Annotated in this window: 18 protein-coding genes, 2 tRNA genes and 1 riboswitch; of the genes, 10 read left to right on the plus strand and 10 right to left on the minus strand. The window is 40.3% G+C overall.

Translation table 11 applies throughout. The features are described from left to right. Positions 1-67 precede the first annotated feature (67 nt). The 3 genes from AAC388_RS16205 to AAC388_RS16215 all read left to right on the plus strand — a co-directional run bounded on the left by AAC388_RS16205 (position 68) and on the right by AAC388_RS16215 (position 2,267). Positions 68-1,909, plus strand: a complete 1,842-nt coding sequence (locus AAC388_RS16205; protein WP_342370931.1) for a long-chain-acyl-CoA synthetase — start codon at positions 68-70, stop codon at positions 1,907-1,909. A gap of 184 nt (positions 1,910-2,093) precedes the next feature. Further along, positions 2,094-2,169: transfer RNA gene (locus tag AAC388_RS16210), tRNA-Lys, on the plus strand. Positions 2,170-2,191: 22 nt separating this feature from the next. After that, positions 2,192-2,267 (plus strand) — tRNA-Lys (locus AAC388_RS16215). A gap of 63 nt (positions 2,268-2,330) precedes the next feature. Here AAC388_RS16215 and AAC388_RS16220 read toward each other — a convergent pair. Next, positions 2,331-3,227: a LysR family transcriptional regulator gene (locus AAC388_RS16220; RefSeq protein ID WP_342370932.1), complete on the minus strand. Its 897-nt coding sequence runs from the start codon at positions 3,225-3,227 to the stop codon at positions 2,331-2,333. A gap of 112 nt (positions 3,228-3,339) precedes the next feature. Between AAC388_RS16220 and AAC388_RS16225 the strand changes: the two genes are divergently transcribed. Further along, the gene (locus tag AAC388_RS16225; protein ID WP_342370933.1) at positions 3,340-4,095 is read left to right on the plus strand and encodes an SDR family oxidoreductase; all 756 of its coding nucleotides are present in this window, start codon (positions 3,340-3,342) and stop codon (positions 4,093-4,095) included. A gap of 45 nt (positions 4,096-4,140) precedes the next feature. Here AAC388_RS16225 and hemW read toward each other — a convergent pair whose 3' ends face one another. Then, positions 4,141-5,295 (minus strand): radical SAM family heme chaperone HemW, encoded by a 1,155-nt coding sequence (gene hemW, locus AAC388_RS16230; protein ID WP_342370934.1) that lies wholly within the window; start codon positions 5,293-5,295, stop codon positions 4,141-4,143. 116 nt (positions 5,296-5,411) lie between these two features. Here hemW and AAC388_RS16235 point away from each other — a divergent pair, with 116 nt between their 5' ends. Both AAC388_RS16235 and abeM read left to right on the plus strand, forming a co-directional pair. Then, entirely contained in the window at positions 5,412-5,873 is a 462-nt protein-coding gene (locus AAC388_RS16235) for a DMT family transporter (protein ID WP_032005126.1), read from the plus strand. Positions 5,874-5,905: 32 nt separating this feature from the next. Next, positions 5,906-7,252, plus strand: coding sequence for a multidrug efflux MATE transporter AbeM (gene abeM, locus AAC388_RS16240; RefSeq protein ID WP_017385674.1), 1,347 nt, complete (start codon positions 5,906-5,908; stop codon positions 7,250-7,252). A gap of 35 nt (positions 7,253-7,287) precedes the next feature. Here abeM and AAC388_RS16245 read toward each other — a convergent pair whose 3' ends face one another. Both AAC388_RS16245 and AAC388_RS16250 read right to left on the minus strand, forming a co-directional pair. Next, complete coding sequence (locus AAC388_RS16245; RefSeq protein WP_005301987.1) at positions 7,288-8,538, minus strand: acyl-CoA dehydrogenase family protein; 1,251 nt, start codon at positions 8,536-8,538, stop codon at positions 7,288-7,290. Between the two features lie 32 nt (positions 8,539-8,570). Further along, positions 8,571-9,818 carry an SfnB family sulfur acquisition oxidoreductase gene (locus AAC388_RS16250; protein WP_342370935.1) on the minus strand — a complete coding sequence of 416 codons (1,248 nt, stop codon included), beginning with the start codon at positions 9,816-9,818 and terminating at the stop codon, positions 8,571-8,573. 256 nt (positions 9,819-10,074) lie between these two features. On the opposite strand from AAC388_RS16250, the gene AAC388_RS16255 reads away from it, so the two are divergent. The 3 genes from AAC388_RS16255 (at position 10,075) to AAC388_RS16265 (ending at position 12,312) form a co-directional block, all read left to right on the plus strand. Further along, the gene (locus tag AAC388_RS16255; RefSeq protein ID WP_262728631.1) at positions 10,075-11,373 is read left to right on the plus strand and encodes an AarF/ABC1/UbiB kinase family protein; all 1,299 of its coding nucleotides are present in this window, start codon (positions 10,075-10,077) and stop codon (positions 11,371-11,373) included. Positions 11,374-11,474: 101 nt separating this feature from the next. Continuing rightward, a complete protein-coding gene (locus AAC388_RS16260; RefSeq protein ID WP_002114896.1) occupies positions 11,475-11,729 on the plus strand; it encodes a type B 50S ribosomal protein L31 in 255 nt (84 codons plus the stop codon). A 250-nt stretch (positions 11,730-11,979) separates the two neighbouring features. Continuing rightward, the gene (locus AAC388_RS16265) at positions 11,980-12,312 is read left to right on the plus strand and encodes a HopJ type III effector protein (protein WP_068612542.1); all 333 of its coding nucleotides are present in this window, start codon (positions 11,980-11,982) and stop codon (positions 12,310-12,312) included. Positions 12,313-12,815: 503 nt separating this feature from the next. Here the strand turns inward: AAC388_RS16265 and crcB are convergent. The 4 genes from crcB to AAC388_RS16285 all read right to left on the minus strand — a co-directional run bounded on the left by crcB (position 12,816) and on the right by AAC388_RS16285 (position 15,755). Next, the gene (gene crcB, locus AAC388_RS16270) at positions 12,816-13,196 is read right to left on the minus strand and encodes a fluoride efflux transporter CrcB (RefSeq protein WP_342370936.1); all 381 of its coding nucleotides are present in this window, start codon (positions 13,194-13,196) and stop codon (positions 12,816-12,818) included. 124 nt (positions 13,197-13,320) lie between these two features. Further along, a riboswitch (Fluoride riboswitch) is annotated at positions 13,321-13,387 on the minus strand. 45 nt (positions 13,388-13,432) lie between these two features. After that, positions 13,433-13,843 carry a GFA family protein gene (locus AAC388_RS16275; protein WP_032056271.1) on the minus strand — a complete coding sequence of 137 codons (411 nt, stop codon included), beginning with the start codon at positions 13,841-13,843 and terminating at the stop codon, positions 13,433-13,435. A gap of 78 nt (positions 13,844-13,921) precedes the next feature. Beyond that, positions 13,922-15,127, minus strand: coding sequence for a TIGR03862 family flavoprotein (locus AAC388_RS16280; protein ID WP_342370937.1), 1,206 nt, complete (start codon positions 15,125-15,127; stop codon positions 13,922-13,924). Further along, positions 15,117-15,755 carry an SAM-dependent methyltransferase gene (locus tag AAC388_RS16285; RefSeq protein ID WP_080749938.1) on the minus strand — a complete coding sequence of 213 codons (639 nt, stop codon included), beginning with the start codon at positions 15,753-15,755 and terminating at the stop codon, positions 15,117-15,119. The genes AAC388_RS16280 and AAC388_RS16285 overlap by 11 nt, the downstream gene beginning before the upstream one ends. Before the next feature lie 87 nt (positions 15,756-15,842). Here AAC388_RS16285 and AAC388_RS16290 point away from each other — a divergent pair, with 87 nt between their 5' ends. Beyond that, positions 15,843-16,037, plus strand: a complete 195-nt coding sequence (locus AAC388_RS16290; protein ID WP_016144208.1) for a DNA gyrase inhibitor YacG — start codon at positions 15,843-15,845, stop codon at positions 16,035-16,037. Here the strand turns inward: AAC388_RS16290 and AAC388_RS16295 are convergent. Continuing rightward, positions 16,034-16,678, minus strand: coding sequence for an MBL fold metallo-hydrolase (locus AAC388_RS16295; RefSeq protein ID WP_320124087.1), 645 nt, complete (start codon positions 16,676-16,678; stop codon positions 16,034-16,036). The genes AAC388_RS16290 and AAC388_RS16295 overlap by 4 nt on opposite strands. Before the next feature lie 23 nt (positions 16,679-16,701). Further along, positions 16,702-17,718, minus strand: coding sequence for a ferrochelatase (gene hemH / locus AAC388_RS16300; RefSeq protein WP_005065964.1), 1,017 nt, complete (start codon positions 17,716-17,718; stop codon positions 16,702-16,704). Positions 17,719-17,777: the final 59 nt, after the last annotated feature.

The following is a 17,777-nucleotide window of genomic DNA, read 5'->3' on the forward strand; positions in this document are numbered from 1 at the left end:
ATGAAAAATACTGTACTTTTGCCAACGCAACCTTTTTTGGATTGATCGAAAAATAAATAGGATTGATATGAGCCAGACAACACAGACCGATATCATTACGCTTGGGGATGTTGCCACTAGACTTCCTAGCTTCATTCCCAAAGTACCCCATATCCTGAATGGTCTTAAACAGGCTTATTTAAGAACAGCAAATACACCAACTGGATTAGGTGTAGCTTTTGAGAAAGCTGTTAAGCGAAATCCGAAAGGTATTGCTTTATTATTTGAAGATCAAAGTTACTCATATGAAGCTTTAAATGAATGGGCTAACCAGATTTCTCACTATTATTTATCTCTCGGCGCACGTAAAGGTGATGTGATTGCCGTAATGGTTGAGAACCGTTCTGAGCTTATTGCCACTATTGTGGGCTTAGCTAAAATTGGGGTAACGATTGCGCTTGTAAATACATCGCAAGTCGGTAAAGTTCTCGCTCATAGTATCAATCTTGTAAAACCAATTGCAGTCATTGCGGGCGAAGAAGTTCGTGCTGCAATTGATGAAATTCGTCAAGACTTAAACGTTCCTAAAGACCGTTTTCACTGGTTTGCAGATCAGGCTACTCGTCAAGATGCAGGAACAGCACCTCAAGGTTATGCCAATCTTGCAATAGAAATTGATCAATTCCCGAAATTCAATCCATCGACCACACATTCCGTTCATGGTAATGATGGTCTATTTTATATTTATACTTCGGGTACAACCGGCTTACCAAAAGCAGTTATTTTTAAACATAGCCGCTGGACACTTGCCTACGGCACTTACGGCCACATTTTAAACCTTGGCCCAGATGATGTGATGTATGTCACTTTGCCGCTGTACCATGCAACAGGTGTGGTGGTTTGCTGGTGTGGTGTGATTGCAGGAAGCTCTACACTTGCCATTCGACGTAAATATTCAACCAGTGCATTCTGGAAAGATGTTCAGAAGTTTAATGCGTCTGCAATCGGTTATGTAGGTGAACTTTGCCGTTACTTAATGGATGCTCCAACTACAGAACTTGACCGTGCTCACCGTGTAACCAAAATGATTGGTAACGGCATGCGTCCAAACATTTGGGATAAATTCAAACAGCGTTTTGGTGTTGAAGAGGTTCTTGAACTTTATGCATCAAGTGAAGGCAATGTCGGTTTTAGTAATATTTTCAATTTTGACAACACCGTAGGCTTCTCCCCTATGCCGTATGCAGTCATTCAATTTGATAAAGAAAAGAATGAGCCTGTACGCGATAAAAATGGCTGGTGTAAAAAAGTTAAAGCAGGTGAAGTCGGTTTATTGGTAGGTAAAATTACCAGTCGCTCTCCATTTGATGGCTATACTGACCCAGAAAAGAACAAATCTGTGATTATGCAAGATGTCTTTAAAAAAGGTGACTCATATTTCAACACAGGTGATCTTGTTCGTAATATTGGTTTCCGTCACGCTCAGTTTGTTGACCGCTTAGGTGATACCTTCCGCTGGAAAGGCGAAAATGTATCTACCACCGAAGTTGAAAACATGGTGTGTGAATATGACAAGATCGCTGAAGCTGTGGTTTACGGTGTAGAAATTCCAAATACTAATGGTCGTGCAGGTATGGCAGCAATCACGCTTGCTGATGGTGCCGAGTTAAATGACGCTGATTTAACAGAAATGGTGACTGTATTTAAAAAATGCTTACCTGCTTATGCGGTACCAGTGTTTTTACGTATACAAGCTAAAGTTGAAACTACAGGTACTTTTAAGTACCAAAAGAATAAATTGAAGGAAGATGCGTTTAATCCAAGCAAAACTTCTGAACGTTTACTCGCTTTATTGCCTGGTGAAAGCAGTTACTGTGACATCACAAGTGAAATTTTTGACAACATTCAGGCATATAAATACCGTTTTTAGTTCATTTTTTAGCTAAACAAGAGGAAATCGTGCTTTTTATAGGCAATCATGCAAATGTTTTTAAATTTCCTCTTGTGTTAGTTGAATAACTTGCTAAAATACGCGACATCAAAACAAAGGTGGTGTTAGAAAACTTTTAGTTATCTTGCACTTCACATTCAAATGATATTTGAATGTTTGTTCAGGGTCGTTAGCTCAGTTGGTAGAGCAGCGGACTTTTAATCCGTTGGTCCCGCGTTCGAGTCGCGGACGACCCACCACTTATCTGTTTTGAACCTATTTGGGTCGTTAGCTCAGTTGGTAGAGCAGCGGACTTTTAATCCGTTGGTCCCGCGTTCGAGTCGCGGACGACCCACCAAATTCTAAAAAGCCTCTCAGTTCGAGAGGCTTTTTTTATTGTTAATGTATTTTAGTTTTATGACTAAAAGATGACGATGCACTTCTTATAGAGAACATCCCTAGCCCATTCCATAAAGATTTCCAAACGTTTAGGAATATAACTTCTATTCGGATATAAAATATTAAGTGGAAGTGATTGAGCGGTATAGGCACTTAGTACTTCAACTAAAGTTCCCCGCTCGATTTTATCCTGAACATCGTAGTATGGAAGTTGAATAATTCCTAAACCTGCAATAGCCGCTGCAATATAGGCTTCCGTATTATTTACGCTTAAAGTACTATCCATCATCACAGCTCCATCTTGATATAAGAATACGCCCTGTTTTTCTCCTACTGCTCCCGCATAGTTAATGAGTTTGTGTTGAGATAGATCTTCTAATTGTTCAGGAATACCATACTGTTCTAGATAATCAGCACTTGCACAGTTCACCATAATCAAGTTACCAACGAACTTCGCAATTAAACTACTATTATCTAGCTGCCCCACCCGAACAACACAATCGATTCCTTTCTCGATTAAATCAGTGATGTCATCAGAGCTATGAAGTTGTAAATGGATATCTGGATAGCGGCTATAAAAATCGGGCAGTTCAGGAATAATCACTTGATGCACGATTCGGCTGGGCATTGAAATTTTTAGCGTGCCACGATAATGCTGCTTTTGTGTCTGTATTAGCTGTTCGAGCTGTTCATAATCAAATAACAGGTTTTGGCATTCGGGTAATATTCTTTGTCCATCTTGAGTGAGGCTTACTTTACGCGTAGTACGATGAAATAAGCGTACTCCATAGTGAGTTTCTAACTGTTGAATAGCACTCGTCACTGTCGAGCGAGGTAAATCAAGCTGATTTGCCACTTCACTAAAGCTTTGTCGTTTAGCGACTTCTGTAAAAATAAAAAATTGCTGCAACCGATCCATTTAATTGTTCGTATTTTTTGAATAGTTAAACCAAACTAGCATAATTGATCAAAAATTACCGCCAATCTAGACTAAAAACACATTAAAACAAGTCAGCATAGGAACAAGCATCATGGCAACTCATACTCTTAAAGATAAAGTTGTATTGATTACAGGCGGCGCAAAAAACTTAGGTGGACTGATTAGCCGTAAATTTGCAGAACAAGGCGCAAAAATCGCAATTCACTACAATAGCGCTGAAACTCAAGCAGATGCTGAACAGACGCTCGCAGATGTAAGAGCATTCGGTGTAGATGCCGTTTTAATTCAGGCAGACCTAACGGATATTGATAATATCGAAAAGCTATTCTTAGACACTAAGCAGCATTTTGGCGGAATTGATATTGCGATCAATACAGTTGGAAAGGTTTTAAAGAAATCGTTTTTAGATACCACAGAACAAGAGTTTGATAGCATGAGCGATATCAACTCAAAAATTGCCTATTTCTTTATTCAATCGGCAGGTCGTCATTTAAATGACGGCGGCAAGATTTGTTCAATCGTGACTTCTCTTCTTGCAGCCTACACTGGACTCTATTCAACTTATGAAGGCTTAAAAGCACCTGTTGAGCATTACACTCGCGCTGCATCAAAAGAATTTGGTGATCGTCAGATTTCTGTGACTGCTGTTGCACCTGGACCAATGGATACACCATTCTTTTATGGGCAGGAATCTGCCGAGGCAGTGGCTTACCACAAATCAGCCTCAGCTTTAGGTGGGCTTACCAAAATTGAAGATATTGAACCTCTAGTTCAATTTTTAGTGACCGATGGTTGGTGGATTACCGGTCAAACAATTTTTGCAAATGGTGGCTACACCACTCGCTAAAATCAAAAAAGCCGCATTTGATAATGCGGCTTTGACTTTGCTTTATCACAAGAACTCTTCTAGTACTGAGTTCAAGAAAATATGCCCCTGCTCTGTACAAGCCAAACGAGAACTATCCTCTACCAGTAGCTTTCTAGCTCGAAGTGAAGTGAGTACCTCATTTAAATGATCTAAGCTTAAGCCTGTACGCTGCTCATATAACTCAGCTTTTACCCCGTCATTTAGACGCAAAGCATTCATCATAAATTCAAAAGGTAGCTCTTCTACTTCAATCTTTTTCATTTGCAAATGTTCGGCTGGAACCTTAGCCAAATAGTCTTTCGGTAAACGAGTCTTTTGGAAACGATACACGCCATCTGGTCGGGTTACTTTGCCATGTGCTCCTGCACCAATTGCAAGGTAATCACCAAATTCCCAGTAATTTAAATTATGGGCTGAAGGTTGTTCTTTACGCCAAGCCGACACTTCATAGTTTACAAAGCCATTTGCTTTTAAATATGCTTCGCCTTGCTCTTGAATATCTTCTAACACTTCATCTTGAGGTAAAATAGGCTGAGTTCGGAAAAATACGGTATTTGGCTCAATAGTAAGTTGATACCAACTGATATGTGTCGCGCCATGCTCTACAGCCATCTTTAAATCATAAAGTGCTTGCTCTAGCGTTTGCTCAGGTAGGCCATGCATTAAATCGACATTAACTCGCTTAAAGCCTGCTTGTCGTGCCTGCTCTATTGCATCCATAGCATTGTTGGCTGAATGAATACGCCCCAGTTTTTGCAAGTGCTCTGTATTAAAAGTCTGCACACCAATCGATAAACGGTTAATACCTGCTTCTAAATAGCCTGCAAATGGGTCATGCTCTAGTGTTCCGGGATTTGCCTCTAGGGTGATTTCACAGCCATCTTCAAATTTGAGCAATGACTTAAGCTGTTCAAACAGCCACGCATAGCCTTTAGCAGAAATAAGTGAAGGTGTTCCACCACCAATAAATACACTATGAATTGAACGTCCCTGAGCCATCTCAACTTGAGTTTCAAAGTCGGCCACCAATGCTTTTAAATAGGTTTGCTCGAGTTCTGCCGAAAGCGCTCCATCGGGTACGGCATGCGAGTTAAAGTCACAATATGGACATTTACGCACACACCAAGGCATGTGGATATATAAAGATAAAGGAACAGAAGCAGGGTTTAATACGGCCAAGGAGCAGGTCCAATTTACACAATATTTCTATTTTAACATGACTGCATCAATGGGCTTATGAAAACATACCTTAATTGCTTTAGACTGTTTTTAAACATACTTAAATATTGATAAAAATGATGAAATTCTCTAGTCAACTTTTCCTGATCTTACCTCTAGCTATGGGAATCGGTGTTGCCATGGCTTTTCAAACTGCAATCAATGCTCAACTGCGCGAGCAACTACACTCACCGTTGCAGGCAGCTTTATTATCATTTTTCATAGGTACAATTGTTTTAGCCATTATGGTTTTCTTTCAAAGTGCCGAGAAGCCCACTTTAAGTGAAATATCAAATATTCCATGGCTTCTTTGGACAGGAGGATTCCTTGGGGTTTATGCAATTAGCATGAGCATTTATACTGCACCTAAACTTGGTTTTTTAACCTTTACAGGGCTAGTCGTTTTTGGGCAATTGGTCATTTCAATGTTGCTTGACCATTTTGGCTGGTTAGGTACAGAAAAGACACCTGTTACATGGCAACGGTTTCTTGGTGGCGTGATCATCTTTGTCGGTGTGTTACTCACTTTGCAACGTTAGCTTCATTTTTATATTTAAAAAGAGTACCTTTTGTGTCGAATGTCACATCTTTTCGGTCTGAATTAAAACAACTCTTCCACTTAATGCTACCGATTTTAATTACCCAGTTTGCTCAAGCGGGATTTGGGTTAATTGACACTATTATGGCTGGGCATTTATCTGCAACCGATTTAGCAGCAATTGCGGTAGGTGTGGGCTTATGGATTCCAGTCATGCTCCTGTTCAGTGGCATTATGATTGCAACGACACCTTTGGTCGCTGAAGCAAAGGGCGCAAGAAATACAGAACAAATTCCTGTCATTGTCCGTCAATCGTTATGGGTCGCCATCATTTTAGGCGTAATGGCTATGCTCATTTTGCAGCTCATGCCGTTTTTCTTGCATGTGTTTGGCGTACCGGAGAGCTTACAGCCTAAAGCAAGTTTATTCTTACATGCGATTGGTTTAGGTATGCCTGCTGTGACCATGTACGCAGCCCTACGCGGTTATTCAGAGGCTTTAGGCCATCCCCGCCCAGTAACGGTCATTAGCTTACTGGCCTTAGTGGTTTTGATTCCTCTAAACATGATTTTTATGCATGGGTTAGGACCAATACCTGCTTTAGGTAGTGCAGGCTGTGGTTTTGCAACATCCATTTTACAGTGGCTCATGCTAATTACTTTAGCTGGCTATATTTATAAAGCTTCGGCTTATCGAAACACGTCTATTTTTAGCAGATTCGATAAAATTAACCTGACTTGGGTTAAAAGAATTTTACAGCTTGGCCTACCAATCGGTTTAGCCGTGTTCTTTGAAGTCAGTATTTTTAGTACAGGTGCATTGGTACTTAGCCCACTGGGTGAAGTATTTATTGCAGCGCATCAAGTTGCAATTTCAGTTACCTCTGTGCTGTTTATGATCCCGCTTTCACTCGCGATTGCCCTGACCATTCGTGTGGGAACCTATTATGGTGAAAAGAACTGGGCTTCGATGTACCAAGTCCAAAAAATTGGTCTGAGCACAGCAATATTTTTTGCATTATTGACGATGTCCTTTATTGCCTTAGGTCGTGAACAAATTGTCTCGGTTTATACTCAAGATATAGATGTAGTTCCTGTTGCAATGTATTTACTCTGGTTTGCAATGGGTTATCAGCTGATGGATGCATTGCAAGTGAGTGCCGCAGGCTGTTTAAGAGGTATGCAAGATACGCAAGCACCGATGTGGATTACACTCATGGCATATTGGGTGATTGCTTTTCCTATCGGACTTTATTTAGCACGTTATACCCATTGGGGTGTAGCTGGCGTGTGGTTAGGCTTAATTATTGGTTTAAGCATTGCTTGTGTTTTATTACTTTCAAGGCTTTATTTAAATACCAAACGTTTAAGTCAAACTTAATAAAAAAAGCCGATTATTCATCGGCTTTTTTTATTTTATGCAGACTTTGCCCGCGGGCTTGCTCCGATTTGCCAGACAAAGGGCAAATCGGTACGGTTTACTTCCCAATCTCCAATCACCTTTTCTTTATAGATAAGCGGATTATGTGAAGAGACCGTTCGTGCATTACGCCAGAAACGGTCGAGTTGTTTCACTTGACTACTTGCTGACGCGCCCAAAGCATTAAATAATTGGCTGGTTAAATCGAGTACCAAATTAGAAATCACCACCTGTCCTTGCGCCGATTCAAGCTCTGCATCTACATTAAACTGATGTTCTTTCACCTCTAACTCACTAAAGTGACTTTCATAAGCCTTCTGCAATGCTTCAGCTGTTTTAATCGTAATTGCTAGACTTCCATAAGCTTGAGCAGAGGCTTTACCCACCACCTGTAAAACTTGTGGGTCGTGACGAACAAGGTCACCATTACCATGACTAAAAATACGCTTTCGCTCTCGTATTTCTTGACTAAAAGTTTCTACTGCCGCATGTGCAATACCCGTTAAAGTTGCAAGATGGACGACTTGATAAAAAGCAGTTTGATATTTAAAACGCTGGTCAAATGGAATAAGGTGCGAGGCTGGCAAATGCACCTGATGTACTTTTAAAGTACCACTGCCCGTTGTCTTTTGACCAAAGCCATCCCAATCATCAATCACACTCACGCCCGTTTCATGGCGATAAATAGCAGCAATCACGTGGCGGTCATTTACTTCATCATAAGCAAATAAATCGATCCAGTCTGCAAAGATACTTCCGGTTGAATAGTACTTTTCACCATTCACTACCAAGTTGCCCGAAGCATCTTTGGTTACTCGTGTAACGACATCACCGATTTGCACATTTCCAACTTCGGTCCATGCATTCCCAACTAAATCACCTTGTACAAAACGCTGAAACCAAACCTCCTGCGAATGCTCTTTATGCGCAACTAAACGGTCTTCGACAAAAGCAAAGTGTCCACGCAACGCTTGCACAATATTCGAATCTGCTTGCGCCAATTCTGCTAGAAGCTGGAAAAGTTGCGGTAATGACACCCCATCTCCACCATATTTAACAGGTACACGTACCGCACCTAATTTAAGTTCTTTTAACCACTGAATCGGTTCAAAAGGCAAGATTCGTTCTTTTTCTCGCTGAATTGCACCTTGGGCAATTTTTTCAAAAACTGGGCGAAATCTACTTGCGACCTTTTCATAATCGGCGCCTACAGACAGTTCTTCTAATTCAATTTGGGTAATCGTCATCTTTATTCTCCTAATCTTATTTTTTCTTCACTTTAGCTCCATGCATGACGAGGTGGATGGATGCCATTGAGGTAGTAATTACCGACAATGTGATATTTCCAACGCACTGGATCATGCAAGGTATGAGTACGTGCATTACGCCAATGGCGGTCCAGATTAAGCTCAGACAAGGTTGACCGTGTTCCAGACAACTCAAAAAGCTTATTCGCTGCTAAAATCGCAACTTCTGTAGTGAGTACTTTTGCTTCAGCAACCAGTAATGTCGCTTGGTTTACATGCTCTTCTGTCGTGTCGGCAATCGCCTGATCGATCGCATCTCCTGCTAAATCTAATACCGCTTCTGCTGCACGCAGCTTAATTTTTAAATCACCAATATTTGCAATTGTGTAAGGGTCATCGCTGGCTTTTTCCAAACCTGAGTCGACCCATGCACGGCTATGATTTTTGACATAGTGAATTGTTTCTTCAATTGCACCACGCGCAATGCCTGCGTCGACAGCAGCTTGAATAAATTGTGAAATTGCACCTGCTGGTGTAGGACGTTCGAAAGCCTGATAAATCGGAATTAGATATTCTTCACGTACTGGAACTTGATTAAGTTCAACGGTTCCACTGGCCGTGGTTCTTTGCCCGAAACCAGACCAATCATTAATAATATTAACCCCTGAAGTTTCCCGAGGAACGAGTGCAGCATAAGGCTGCCCTTGTTCATTTACAGCGACAATGGGAACCCAATGTGCCAGCAAAGCGCCTGTTGCAAAGAATTTCTTGCCATTAATTTCATAACCGTGCTCGGTCTTTCGTAAGGTGGTAGTGAGGTCAGCCACCGTTTTGCTATGCTTTTCTGAAAAGGCATTGCCAAAACGAATTCCCCTCAACACTAAGTTAAAGAAAAACTGTTGTTGTTCTGGGCCTGCATCAAGGCGTAAATGTTCAATAAAAGCCAAGTGATTTTGAGGAAGCTGTGCAAGAGATGGGTCAACACTCGCAATTGTTTTGATGACCTCAGCTAAGGTTCGATATTTAACTTGGGCACCACCAAATTGCTTGGGAACCGTAATAGCCCATAAGCCACTTTGTGAGAACTGTTGAATTTCGTTTAGAGGTAAACGGCGCTCTTTGTCTCGCTCAGATGCTTCTTGTGCAAACTCTTGAGCAAGTTGCTTGGCAAGCTCAATTGCCTCTTCATCAGAACGAATAATATGCGCATCTTTTGACTGCTCAAACACAGATAAAGGAACCGCCTGAGACCGCCCATGGGCCGAACTTAAACTTGTCATAACTTTTGTTATCTCTATTTTTATTTAACTTGTCATTCACATTAGCACCAAAAAAACAGACACTTTATAGATATTAAAGCTTTGTTTATGAAATGGATTTTCACAAGCTTTTCATATTTTTTACTATAAAAATAACATTTTGTTTTTCGAAAATTTTCTTACATGAGATAAACAATTTCATATAGGCTTTTTAAGCTTTGTCACCTATGATCAAAACTAGGCAATATTATGTTGTAGTCAATGAGGTATCGAAGATATGGCAAAGAATGCAAGTTCACCCGGCAAACGATTTATGAAACTTGCAGGAATGACCGCGAGCATTGCAACGAAAACCGTTTCTAACTCGATTCGAAACTTGACCGCAGATGAAGAGCAAAAGCTGGCTTCAAAAACCAAGTTATTTCAGGATATTGGTTTGCAAATTGCCGACACCTTAGGCGAAATGAAAGGTGCCGTCATGAAGGTCGGCCAAATTGCATCACAATATAAAGATATTTTCCCACCCGAGGTCGCTAAAGCAATTTCTAAGTTACAGCGCCAAGCTCCACCTATGCCCTTTGCTTCTATTCAACAACAAGTTGAACGTGAGCTTGGAAAGCCGCTGAATGTTGCCTTTAAATCTTTTGATCAAGAACCTTTTGCAGCTGCTTCAATTGGACAAGTTCACAAAGCTGTCTTGCCAAGTGGCGAGCAAGTTGTTGTTAAAGTGCAATATCCGGGTGTTGATGAAGCCTGTGAAAGTGACTTAAAACAAGTACGTTTGGCACTTCGTTTAATGGGTGTGCTTAAAATTGATAAAAAGCTACAAGATCAGCTTTTTGCAGAGATTCAAGATAGTCTGTCAGCAGAGCTTAACTATGAAATCGAGGCTCAAAACCTTGAAGTTTTCAAAACATTTCATAGCCAATTAGATGACAAAATTATCATCCCGACCGTTTATAAAGATTACTCTTCAAGACGTATTTTAACCTTGAGTCTCGAACAAGGTGACAACATTGAAACTGCTAGCGCTTGGCCTATCGAAATTCGAAATACCATTGGACGCCGCTTGATTCGTGCTTTAGGTCAGGAAATGTTCTTTTTAAAACGTTTCCACTGTGACCCTCATCCGGGTAACTTTGCTTTCCGCCAAGATGGCAGTGTCATTATTTATGACTATGGCAGTGTTAAAACGCTCTCAAATGAAATCGTGCAGCACTTTAAACGCTTAGTAAATGCAGCTCGCCATGAAAATATTGAGCTAATCGAAACAGAATTATTTGAACTACATTCACTTGCTGAAAAAGGCAAATTCCCGAGTGATCTATATAAACTCTGGATTGAAGTATTATTACGTCCGCTTACCACCACTTATAATTTTGCAGAGAACTCATCACATCATGATGGCATGTTACTTGTGAAAAAATCTTTGAAGTATTGGGATGTCTTTAAACCCTCACCAGATACTTTAATGGTCAACAGAACCATTTCAGGGCATTACTGGAACCTGATTCACTTAAAAGTTCATGACAATCTAAACGATCTATTTGAAGAGCTTGTTCCACCTTCTAACTAACTTAATTTACTGATCAGTGTAGCCTTTTATAGGTTACATTGACTTTTTAATTGTTATGTTATAACATTTCTTTAATCAAAAATAATTTAGGACAATCTCTCATGCGTAAAGATATTCATCCTGCTTATCAACAAGTGTTATTTCATGACACCAATGCAGACGTGTACTTCTTAATTGGTAGTACTCTTCAGTCTAAACAAACTAAAGAATATCAAGGGAAAGTCTACCCTTATGTCACTCTTGATATTTCAAGTGCATCACACCCTTTCTACACAGGTGAAGTACGTCAAGCAAGTAACGAAGGCCGTGTAGCAAGCTTCAATAAACGTTTCGCTCGCTTTAATCGTAAGAGTTAATCTTGCGTTAAGATTTGACCAATAAACTTAAATCATTGGAAGCCTAAGACTATCTCCTCCACTTAGGCTTCTTTTTTTATGTGTATTTTTTCATCATTTCTAAACTGTGTATAAAAGAAAACTTATCCACAAATTGTCTAAAAACTCTTCTGATTTTTTTCAATAACTCCTCAATTTTTATAATTGCCAAGCTTTCAAAGCATGTATTCAATGCTATGCTTAAGCCCCATTTGATAGGAAGTTTAAGATTATGGCACAAGAGTTACTTGCCCAATTACAAGCAGGCACAGCAAAATTTTCAGACGTTTTAGCTCATATTGAAGCACGTTACCAACATACTCCAACAGCTTTTCAAAATGGTGCACAGTATAATGCTGCTACTGAAAATCAAGGCAGTGCGAAAGTTTTCTCTTTTGCCAAGTTACAAGGGTTAGACCAAGCACAAACTTTAAGTTTATTTGCAGAACACTACGCATCTGTATTAGCTACCCCAGAAGGAACTGATCATCAAAATATTCGTCAGTTTATGCAAAATGGTTGGGATGGTGTGAAGTTTGAAGGTCAGGCTTTAACTGAAAAGTAATAGATTTAAATAAATAATAGAAACGACTTAATTTTTATTATGAGCACTACCTTAAATGGAAGTGATATCCAAATGATGGATTGTATAGGCTAAGCTTACTTTTCAAGGATGAAAAGTAACAAAAATCCTTTGTTGCGCTGATGCTACATCCATGTAGCACAGCGAAACGACGGCATCCATGCCGTCTATCACGATAGTGAATGACTAATTATTAATTAAATTATTTAGTTAATCTCTTACATTCGATACGCGATAAGGTCATTCGCAGCCTGCGTGGTGCCAATAAAAGATCGTTTTTGCAAAGCATAAGAAAATGGATTCAGTGAACAGGTTCTGCGAATGACAGATGCCTTTGGTTACTTTGGGCAAAACCAAAATAACTTAATTAGCTGCTTCCATTAGATAACTCAACGATAAGACTCCGTCGTGAAAATCCTACCCAACACTCAACTTCGATGAGCTCTCATAACTTGAAATCATGGTCAATTCTTAAATATAAAAACTCAATGCCCCGCTACCCAATGATAAGCCACCAAACCCAAACACGTAAAAATTAAAGACCCAATTAAATGGATAGAAATCCCCAACATCGCCATTCCCAACTTACCACTTTGTAATAAAGTGACGATCTCAATCGAGAACGTTGAAAAGGTAGTTAAAGCACCACAAAAACCAGTAATCACAAAAAGCTTATAGTTCGGGCTTAAATCACTTTGAGCAAAGTAGGCAATCGCAAAACCAATAATAAAACCACCGACCAAATTAACAGTGACAGTACCAAGTGGAATCTGCGGGTAAATCGGGTTGAGTTTTAAACCTAAAAACCAACGCAACCATGCCCCTAGAACTGAGCCTAAAGCAATTGAAAGTAGAGAGTAATACATAGGACCACCCCTTTAGATAGACGCTAAAAGAGCAAAAAATAATGAAGGGAAATATGACACAGCGTACTCCAAAAATAAGTAGAGTACGTAATAACCTACGTACCCAGCGATATAAATACATGAGGGTAACGTAGGCATCATTAGCCAATATGGCGGTTTTTCAAGGGAGGAATGCCATCTCCCTGTTTTAAGTATATTAGATCATCTTGAATTTGATTTAAACATACTTTTTAAAATCATGGGCGTTCAGCAAATTGTGGTAAATCGTCACAAATACTTTCCCATTCTGCCTTAGAAGCAGCAAAAATATGCATAGTCGGTTTTTGGTCTAATGGTGTATCAAGTGTGCCAATTCTTAAGCGATATAATTCAGGCTGCGCATCACGAGAACTAATCAAAGGTGAACCACATTCGCTACAAAACCAGCGGTACACACCGTTCACAGCAAATTTTTTGACAAGGTTTTCACCTTGTGTAATTTTAAAATCTGCACTGTTGATAGGAGCATTGGTGGCAAATGCTGTTCCATTGGCTTTTCGGCAGCGTTGACAGTGACATTGAATAATATCTCCGATATCGCCCTTAATTTCATAGCGAATACCCTGACATAAACAACTTCCTTGATAAACTGGTGATGCTTGAGACATATTCTCGTAAATCCTATTATTATTGATCGCTCAAAAATAACACTTTTCACATATCAAACATAGCACCAAATTATCCTGTTATTTTTCTAAAAAAGAATGCACACCTTCACCAGCTGCTCGCCCTGTAGCAAAGCATGCTGTAAGTAAATATCCACCTGTAGGAGCATCCCAATCCAGCATTTCACCACAACAGAATACACCTGAAGTTTGTTTAAGCTCTAAGCTTTCAGTTAGTGCATTCTGCTTAACACCACCAGCACAGCTAATCGCTTCTTCAATGGGTCTAAACCCTTCTAGCTTAATTTGGAGCGCTTTGATTCGCTGGGCCATAGCCTCTGGTTGGTTCCATAATGCTTTATTAACCACTTCTCGAATTAAGTTAATCTTGGTCGTGTCTAAGCCTGCTTTACGCCAGATATTGGTGAGCGATTGTTTTTTGCTAGCCTGTAATTTTTTAACTAACTGTGACAACTCTACATCAGGCAATAAATCTAAAAACAAATTTAAGCTTTGCCCTTGTTTTTGTTGTTCTCGTAAAGCACGTCCAAGTTTATAAATAACACCACTTTCTAACCCATAGTGAGTAATCACAATATCACCATGAGTAACTTGGCTGGGTTCAACCCACGCATTGATACGTTTTAAAGGTTCACCAAAACAGCTTTCCATAAAAGCTGACCAAGCGTGCAATACTCCTGCATTACTCGCTTGAAAAGGTTCAATATTGGATTGATCAACCCATTGCTGCCAAGCACCATCACTGCCTAATTGTGACCAAGACACAGCACCACAAGCCAATACGACCGCATCGTATTGCTGGGTAAAGGTTTCAGTGCTTTGATTATTTTGGTTTTCTAAAGTTACCGTTGTGCCTTGCAAATTAATACAACGATGACGATAAAAGAATTTAACCTGCTGTTCTGCTAAACGTTTTAGCCAAGCACGTAACAGAGGGGCCGCTTTCATTTCGACAGGGAAAATACGCCCTGAAGTACCAACGTAAGACTCAATTCCCAGACTTTTCATCCAATTTTGAATCCAGCCCGCATCCCACTTTTCAACCCACGGTTTGAGCCATTCTGCATGGTCATAGCGCTCAATAAACTGCACTAATGGTTCAGCATGCGAGATGTTTAACCCTGTTTTACCTGCCATTAGAAACTTACGCGCAGCTGAAGGCTTTTGCTCGTATACATCAATATCATAAGCATATTGGCTCAGTACCTCAGCTGCCATTAAACCAGCCGGACCTGCACCAATAATGGCAACCCGCTTATTCGCCATGCACTTGACCTTGTAATGGGGCAAACTCATCAAAACGTGTGCTGTAACCTTCAGGTTTAGTGATCACAAGCTGTTGGCAAAGTTCTCCACGTTCCAAATACTTAATTTCAAAATGAGTACGTGCAGATGTTTGAGCAATTTTTTCTTTTTGATAAGGCAGCTTCCAGACATTAATTAATTGTTGTTCAGCTTCTTCAATATATTCAGGAATATTACTTGCCAACGTAATGGTTCCACCTGTTTGCAGGCGAGAAATTAAGAACTCAAAAAATGGCATATTCAACCAGCGCTGTGCTGGATTATGGGGTTCTGGGTTTGGATAGAGAATAAAGAAATGTTCAACTTGAGCAGGATATAATGCATGTACCACCCAAGGCAAAGCATCTGCATGTACAGGGATTAAATTATCTCTTGGTTCCAGACCGTGCTGTTTTTGCATTGCCAAGAATTTTTCTCGGGTTCGTTCAATTGCATACAATGTGTGCTGCGGCTGTTGCCCGCTAAAAAGCAAAGCATGTTTACCCTTGCCCGCTCCAATTTCTACACAAATTGGGGTATTTTCAATTGGGGTAAAATCGCGAGGCGCTTGCATACGTTGTGCTTGAAATTGACGAATCTGCATAATCACATCAAACTAAATAAAAATCGGCATAAGTCTAACAAGTCACCTGACTTTTGCCTAATCTATTTCTCTTCACTTTGAGGATATCGCTTTATGCCACGTACATTCCCCTGCCCACGTTGTGGTGAACCAAGTGTTTGGGAAGGTAATGAATTTCGTCCGTTTTGTTCAGAGCGCTGTAAATTAATCGATTTAGGCGCTTGGGCGAATGATGAATATAAACTGCCTACCCAAGATGCGCCTCAGCATGACAAGGGTAGTCAAAATGAAGATGATTACGAGGATTAACCCGCTTTACCTGCAACAAAAGGGTTAAATTGTTTTTCATAGCCAATGGTACTCATCGGACCATGTCCAGAAATAAACTGAGTATCATCTGGCAGACTAAAACATTCTCGTTTAATCGATTCAATCAACTGATCGTGATTACCACGCGGGAAATCTGTTCTGCCAATTGAGCCTTTAAACAAGACATCACCTGTCCACAGCAATCCATGATTTTTATTATAAAAAATGACATGTCCTGGCGTATGGCCGGGAGCAAAACGTACCTCAAACTCATCTTCGCCAAGTTTTAGCACTTCGCCACCTTCAAGCCATTGATCGACTTTAACAGGCTGTGGAATTGGAAAACCATAACGTGCTGAAACTTCCTGAATCATATCTAGCCAGAACCGATCTTCTTTATGGGGACCAATAACTGGAACGCTCCATTCTTTGGCAAGTTCACCCACCGCTCCAGCATGGTCTAAATGTCCGTGAGTGAGCCAAAGAGCTTTCACCTTTAACCCTAAGGCTTCAACTTCTTTCTTCAAAACTGAAGCGTCACCGCCAGCATCAATCAAAACTGCTTCTTTTGTTTCACTGTCCCAAACAAGAGAACAATTTTGGGCAAATGCAGTAACTGGAACAATTTTGACTTGCAACATAAGAACCTCTGGCTAAAACGCAATTAACGGTGGGCTAAGGTATAGGTAAGGGCATCAAGATTAGCCTGAACTAACCCTGCAAGCAAATCAATATGAGCTTGATCGCTATTTAAAGCAGGAATATAAGCATAGCTACCACCACCCGCCTCTTGAAACAACTCAGCATTTTGTATAGCTAACTCTTCAAGTGTTTCCAAGCAGTCAGCAGAAAAAGCTGGGCTTAATACCTGTACTGACTTAACGCCTTGCTTCGCCCAATCTTGTAAAAGTTGGTCTGTATATGGTTTAACCCACTCTTGTTTCCCAAACCGTGACTGGAAGCTAATCGCCCATTCATCATCTTTCAAATGTAAGGCTTCAGCGACTAACTTTGCTGTGATGCGACAACGGTCTGCATAAGGATCGCCTTTGTCTGCATAAGGCTGTGGAATACCATGAAATGACATCAACAGTTTTTCAGGTTTCCCATGTTGCTCTTGGTAAGCTAAAACACTTTCTGCCAATGCCTGAATAAACATTGGATGCTGATAGTAGTCTTTAATAATTGTTAGACCCGGCAAGTTTCGCTGGGCTGGAATCCACTTGGCAAATGCATCGTATAGCGGTGCTGTAGAAGTGGCTGAATATTGAGGAAATAAAGGCAATAGAATGACATGCTCTTGCGGGTTAGCGGCCAGTTTTTCTAAAACTGCATCAATACCCGGATTACCATAGGTCATCGCCGGTATCACGGTTAAATCAAACTGATTATTTTCTCGCTGCAAATAAGCCTGAATACGTTGAGTTTGCTCAAACACAATTTCACGCATGGGCGAATCTTTTGACCATACCGAAGCATAGGCATGTGCTACCCTTTTTGGGCGAAAAGGTAAAACAAACAGATTTAAAATAATCCACCAAATGAATTTCGGTATTTCAATTACACGTGAATCAGATAAAAACTGCTTTAGAAAACGGCGAACCGCAGGAACAGTGGCCTCATCCGGTGTACCTAAATTCGCTAAAATGACAGTAACTTTCGGTTTTTGTTCAAACGACATGTGTAAATGCCTTTCAATTCATCTTATGTCACTAATGTAACAGCTTTTATTGTCATATA

It is taken from the genome of Acinetobacter sp. D009 (assembly GCF_038562025.1).
In the GTDB taxonomy this organism is placed as follows: domain Bacteria; phylum Pseudomonadota; class Gammaproteobacteria; order Pseudomonadales; family Moraxellaceae; genus Acinetobacter; species Acinetobacter pittii.

What these genes read in the sequence shown, in the direction of transcription:
- AAC388_RS16205 (WP_342370931.1), top strand. Translation starts at nt 68, where the DNA reads ATGAGCCAGACAACACAGACCGATATCATTACGCTTGGGGATGTTGCC.
- AAC388_RS16220 (WP_342370932.1), bottom strand. Translation starts at nt 3,227, where the DNA reads ATGGATCGGTTGCAGCAATTTTTTATTTTTACAGAAGTCGCTAAACGA.
- AAC388_RS16225 (WP_342370933.1), top strand. Translation starts at nt 3,340, where the DNA reads ATGGCAACTCATACTCTTAAAGATAAAGTTGTATTGATTACAGGCGGC.
- AAC388_RS16235 (WP_032005126.1), top strand. Translation starts at nt 5,412, where the DNA reads ATGATGAAATTCTCTAGTCAACTTTTCCTGATCTTACCTCTAGCTATG.
- AAC388_RS16245 (WP_005301987.1), bottom strand. Translation starts at nt 8,538, where the DNA reads ATGACGATTACCCAAATTGAATTAGAAGAACTGTCTGTAGGCGCCGAT.
- AAC388_RS16250 (WP_342370935.1), bottom strand. Translation starts at nt 9,818, where the DNA reads ATGACAAGTTTAAGTTCGGCCCATGGGCGGTCTCAGGCGGTTCCTTTA.
- AAC388_RS16255 (WP_262728631.1), top strand. Translation starts at nt 10,075, where the DNA reads ATGGCAAAGAATGCAAGTTCACCCGGCAAACGATTTATGAAACTTGCA.
- AAC388_RS16260 (WP_002114896.1), top strand. Translation starts at nt 11,475, where the DNA reads ATGCGTAAAGATATTCATCCTGCTTATCAACAAGTGTTATTTCATGAC.
- AAC388_RS16265 (WP_068612542.1), top strand. Translation starts at nt 11,980, where the DNA reads ATGGCACAAGAGTTACTTGCCCAATTACAAGCAGGCACAGCAAAATTT.
- crcB (WP_342370936.1), bottom strand. Translation starts at nt 13,196, where the DNA reads ATGTATTACTCTCTACTTTCAATTGCTTTAGGCTCAGTTCTAGGGGCA.
- AAC388_RS16275 (WP_032056271.1), bottom strand. Translation starts at nt 13,843, where the DNA reads ATGTCTCAAGCATCACCAGTTTATCAAGGAAGTTGTTTATGTCAGGGT.
- AAC388_RS16280 (WP_342370937.1), bottom strand. Translation starts at nt 15,127, where the DNA reads ATGGCGAATAAGCGGGTTGCCATTATTGGTGCAGGTCCGGCTGGTTTA.
- AAC388_RS16290 (WP_016144208.1), top strand. Translation starts at nt 15,843, where the DNA reads ATGCCACGTACATTCCCCTGCCCACGTTGTGGTGAACCAAGTGTTTGG.
- AAC388_RS16295 (WP_320124087.1), bottom strand. Translation starts at nt 16,678, where the DNA reads ATGTTGCAAGTCAAAATTGTTCCAGTTACTGCATTTGCCCAAAATTGT.
- hemH (WP_005065964.1), bottom strand. Translation starts at nt 17,718, where the DNA reads ATGTCGTTTGAACAAAAACCGAAAGTTACTGTCATTTTAGCGAATTTA.